The organism is Thiocapsa sp. (assembly GCF_011390875.1).
Lineage (GTDB): Bacteria > Pseudomonadota > Gammaproteobacteria > Chromatiales > Chromatiaceae > Thiocapsa.
This window is the reverse complement of record NZ_JAABRP010000282.1, coordinates 1-4,876: the sequence shown is the minus strand read 5'-3', so window position 1 is coordinate 4,876 and position 4,876 is coordinate 1. Positions and strand designations below refer to the sequence as shown.

3 protein-coding genes are annotated in these 4,876 nt (G+C 65.9%); 2 read left to right on the top strand and 1 reads right to left on the bottom strand.

Features of this window, described 5'->3' with window-relative positions:
- The first annotated feature begins 265 nt into the window (after positions 1-265).
- Positions 266-1,474, top strand: coding sequence for an HlyD family efflux transporter periplasmic adaptor subunit (locus GPT33_RS17060; protein ID WP_296811362.1), 1,209 nt, complete (start codon positions 266-268; stop codon positions 1,472-1,474).
- Between the two features lie 129 nt (positions 1,475-1,603).
- A complete protein-coding gene (cls, locus tag GPT33_RS17055; RefSeq protein ID WP_296811360.1) occupies positions 1,604-3,034 on the top strand; it encodes a cardiolipin synthase in 1,431 nt (476 codons plus the stop codon).
- 244 nt (positions 3,035-3,278) lie between these two features.
- Here the strand turns inward: cls and GPT33_RS17050 are convergent, their stop codons facing one another.
- A complete protein-coding gene (locus GPT33_RS17050) occupies positions 3,279-4,739 on the bottom strand; it encodes a GntP family permease (RefSeq protein ID WP_296811358.1) in 1,461 nt (486 codons plus the stop codon).
- Between the last annotated feature and the right edge of the window lie 137 nt (positions 4,740-4,876).

The following is a 4,876-nucleotide window of genomic DNA, read 5'->3' as shown; positions in this document are numbered from 1 at the left end:
GCTGCGCGCAGAGCGGAGCGCCAATCCGGTGAAACCGTGATCGTTAGCGTGCGTTTCGCCATCGTTCGACCTCCACGATGAAGTCCGTGATCCCGCCTTCCGGTGTAACATCCTTGAAGCGGGTCATCAGCTCGGCGTGCATATCAGTGTGGTGGCCTGCCGGAGTCTAGAGGATCAAGGGTCCAATCGACGCGATGGGTCTGCCCGTCGATCGGACAAGTTTAGTCCCGACCGGGCCGATTGAACATCGCGCATCAAGATTTCCATGTCCCTGAGTAAGAAGCTGATCACCGGATTCATCGGCCTAACCATCCTCGGCTTGCTCGCGCTCGCCCTGATGCCGTCTCCCGTGCCGGTCAGCGCGACCTTGGTCCGGCAGGGCGTCTTCGTCGAGTCGATCGAGGACGAGGGTCGTACGCGCCTGCGCGATATCTATACCGTCTCCGCGCCGATCAGCGGCTATCTGCGCCGCGTGGGACTCGAGCCCGGGGACGAGGTCGCTGCCGATCAGGTGCTGTTCGAGCTGGAGCCCCTGCCGGCACCGGCACTCGACGCGCGCTCTCGCGGTCAGGCCCGCGAGGCCCTCGCCGCAGCGCAAGCGCATTTGGAGGAGGCCGAGGCAAATCTCTCGGCCCGGCAGACCGAATACGAGCTGGCCCGCACCGAGTACGACCGCAGCGAGACGCTGCACCGGCGCCAACTCGTCTCGTCCGAGGAGCGGGGCCGACGGCTCGCTCAGCGCGACGCTGCCGACGCCTCGGCACGCGCCGCCCGGCATTCGGTGGAGGTCGCCCGTTTCGAGCTCGAATCGGCCCGCGCGCTCGTGGAGATCGCCGACGGCAAGCGCTCGCCGGGCGACTACCCGGTCCTGGGTGTCCACGCCCCGATCGAGGGGGTCGTGACCCAACGTCACCGCTGCTGCGAGGGGCCGGTGCAGTCCGGCGAGGCGGTGCTGGAGATCGGCGATCTGGATGCCCTGGAGGTCAAGGTCGACCTGCTGTCGGTAGACGCCGTGCGTGTGCGCCCGGGGATGCGGGTAATCCTGGAACGCTGGGGCAGCGAGGATGCGCTCGAGGGACGTGTTCGGCTCGTGGAGCCCGCCGGGTTCGAGAAGATCTCGGCCCTGGGCGTGGAGGAGCAACGGGTGCCGGTCTGGATCGAGATCGTCACGCCGCGCAATCGATGGCGTCATCTCGGGGACGGCTATCGGGTGGAGGCACGCTTCATCCTATGGGAAGGCGAAGATGTGGTCCAGGTTCCGACCAGCGCCCTCTTTCGGCACATGGACCGCTGGGCGGTTTTCGTTGCCGCTGAGGGTCTGGCGCGCCTGCGATTGGTCGAGATTGGGCGGCGCAGCGGTCTTTGGACCCAGATCACCATGGGGCTTGAGCCGGGCGAGGTCGTCGTCACCCATCCGGGCGATCGGGTGCACGACGGCGGACGCATCGCGGCCGAGGTCCGGCCGTACGCGTAACGGCCGCGCGCGCAAGGTATCATGCGAGCCTGCGTTCCACTCGGGACAGCACGGCGGCGGCGCGTCTCCCGCGGCGCTCAGGCCACGGCTTCGACGGTCGAGCAGCCATCAGCATCAGGAAACCGGAACATGATCTCCACTTTCACGCTCGTCTTCATCGTCGTCGAGCTCCTCGGGATCGCGAGCGCGGTCCACGCGCTCTTTACCGTGCGCACGCCACAGGGCACGGTCGCTTGGGTGGTGGGCTTGATCGCCTTCCCCTGGCTGGGCCTTCCGCTCTATTGGTTCTTCGGCAGTCGGCGGTTCGAGGCCCATTCGCGCGTGATGCAGGACAAGCTTCGGACACACGCGGACCTGATCCATCAGGTCCGCACCGAGATGCTCGCCTTTCAAATGGCTCCGGAACGGATCGAGCCGGCGCCCGCCGCGGCTTTGGCCTCGATTGCGGGGCAGGAATTTCTGCGCGGGAACCGGCTCGAGATGCTCATCGACGGCGAGGCCACCTTCGATGCCATTCTGGAGGAAATCGCACGGGCGAAGCATTCGGTCTATGTGCAGTTCTACATCATGCGCAACGACGGGCTCGGGCGACGTCTGCTTGAGGCGCTCGCAGCGAAGGCGGCCGAAGGGGTGGACTGCTGCTTTCTGATCGACAGCTTCGGCGGCGCGGCCATGACCCCGCGGGTGATGCGCCATTGGCGCGCCCGCGGGGTGCGAATCGCCACCTTCAGCGCCCTGAGCGGCTGGCGCGACCGCTGGCGTCTCAACTTTCGCAATCATCGCAAGAACGTGATCGTGGACGGCCGGGTCGGTTTCATCGGCGGCCACAATGTCGGCGACGAGTATCTCGGGAAGAATCCGAAATACGGCCGCTGGCGCGACACCCATGTTCGGGTCGAGGGCCCGACCGCACTGCAGCTTCAGATGGTCTTCGCGGCCGATTGGTATTTCGCCGTCGGCGAGATCCTGGACGCCAATTGGCAACCGCACGATCCGGCACCGGATGCTGCCGGGCAAGGTGCGCTCGTGCTCGCCTCAGGACCGTCCGACCAGCATGAGCGCTGCACGCTCTTCTTTCTGCATGTCATCTCGATGGCCCGACACAGGCTCTGGATCGCCAGTCCCTATTTCGTCCCGGACGAAGGCATCCTCCAGGCGTTGCAGCTCGCCGCGATCCGGGGTGTGGACGTGCGTATCCTCCTGCCCATGAAGCCGGATCAGTATCTGGTCTGGCTCGCCTCCTTCGCCCTGCTCAAGGAGCTGGATCATCCCCGGATCCATGTCCACCGCTTCACCGCCGGATTCCTGCACCACAAGGCGCTGGTCGTCGACGAGGGTTTCGCTGCGGTCGGGACGAAGAACTTCGACAACCGCTCCTTCAGGCTGAACTTCGAGATCACCCTGGCCGTCACGGATGCGCGTTTCGCCGCCGAGGTCGCGGCCATGTTCGAGCGCGATTTCGCGGAGTCACAAGAGGTCGGCCCGCGCGCCTACGACGCCCTGTCCTTTCCCCAAAAGGTCGGCGCCAAGGCCGCAAGGCTACTCGCCCCGATCCTGTAGGGAACGATTCAAAAGCAACCGAAACGTAGGATGGGTAGAGCGCAGCAAAACCCATCCTCACCGCTCGGACGCCCAATCCGGGTGACGGCGCGTAAAAGATCGGTTTCGCTGCGCTCTACCCATCCTACCCGCGAATGGTGTTCACCTCGCTTCTGAAGCGTCACTCGGTCGTGCCGCCGACTGGAGGCACGACGCACGCCTCAGCTCCGTTGTGCCCCGTGCTCGGCACGACCGACGAGGAACCTCAGAAGGCGCCGAACAGGCTGCCCAGAACGATTGCCGTCATCAGGCCGAGCAAGGGGCCGATCACCGTCACCACGCCGATATGCGCGAAGCTCTGCTTCTGGGTGGCACCGCAGATCGCGAGCAAGGTGACAATCGCGCCGCTGTGCGGGAGCATCGAGAGGGGTCCGCAGGCCAGCGAGGCGATACGGTGCATCAGGGCGGGCTCAATGCCGGCGACGGTGGCCATCTGCGCGAAGGTCTCGCCGAAGGCATCCAGAGTGATAGTCAGCGCCGCCGATGCCGAGCCGGTGATGACCCCCATGGTGCTGGCCGCGACCGACAGCGAGACCAAGGGGCCGCCGGGCACCGCCAGCAGCCCGTCGCGCACGATGACGAAGACCGGCAACGCGGCAACCACGGCACCGAAACCAGCGAGACTCGCGGTGTTGAACACCGGCAGGACCGAGGCGTTGGCACCGGCATCCAGGCTCCTGCGCAGCTCGGTCAGGCGTGAGCGGTTGATCAGGATCAGCACCAGCGTTGCCGCTAGCAGGGCCGTCATGACCGACCAGATCCCGCTGACCGCTGCCAGCGAGATCCCGCCCCAACGCGGCTCGGCGAGAAACGCCGTGTCCATCCGCGGCAGCACGACCCAGGTCATCAGCAGATTCACCGCCAAGACCACCAGGATCGGCAACACGGCAAAGAAGAACGAGGGGCCGTTCGGCGCATGATGCCCATGAGGCAGCTCGGCCGGGTCGAAGGCGTCCGCATTGACGGCACGCTCGCTGGACAGCTCGGGGTCGGCGATCGGATGACTGTCCGGCCCGTAGCCCTCGCCCGCGCGCCGAGCCAGGTTCTCGGCCCGCTTAAGCCACCAGATACCGAAGCCCAGCATCACGAGTGCGGCGAGGATGCCGATGCCGGGCGCAGCGAACAGCGTGGTCCCGAAGTGGGGCATCGGGATGGCGTTCTGGATCGCGGGGGTTCCCGGCAGCGCCGTCATGGTGAAGGTGAAGGCGCCCAACGCGATGGTCGCCGGGATCAACCGATGGGGGATGTTCGCCTGTCGGAACAGGGCATCGGCGATCGGGAACACCGCGAAGGAGACGACGAAGAGACTGACACCGCCGTAGGTCAGCAACGCGCAGGCGAGCACCACGGCGAGGATCGCGCGACCGCTGCCGAGCCGGTCGGTAAAACCGCGAGCGATGGAGCGTGCCGCACCGCTGTCGTCCATCAGCTTTCCGAAGACCGCACCCAGCAGGAAGATCGGGAAGAACTGCACGATGAATCGCCCGACACCGGGCATAAAGGTCTGGGTAAGATTGGCGAGCAGCGGGCCGCCGGAGAAGGCGACCGCCAGCAGCGCCACCGCGGGTGCCGCGAGCAATAGGCTGAACCCGCGAAAGGCCAGACCGATGAGCAGTCCGACGGCGAGGAGAATACCAAGGAGTCCGATCAGATCACCGCTCGACATACCGCCTCGCTCCTGAATCCATGTGGTTGTTGCGGCGCGCAGATTACCAGACCGGCAGGGCACGGCGCCACGCTCCGACCCCATCATCGGCATCTTCGACCAGGTCGAGTCGTCTTGCTTCATCGCTCTGTTTCGTA

Excerpts from the sequence above, each read along its gene's own strand:
- GPT33_RS17060 (WP_296811362.1), top strand. The coding sequence starts at position 266 with ATGTCCCTGAGTAAGAAGCTGATCACCGGATTCATCGGCCTAACCATC.
- cls (WP_296811360.1), top strand. The coding sequence starts at position 1,604 with ATGATCTCCACTTTCACGCTCGTCTTCATCGTCGTCGAGCTCCTCGGG.
- GPT33_RS17050 (WP_296811358.1), bottom strand. The coding sequence starts at position 4,739 with ATGTCGAGCGGTGATCTGATCGGACTCCTTGGTATTCTCCTCGCCGTC.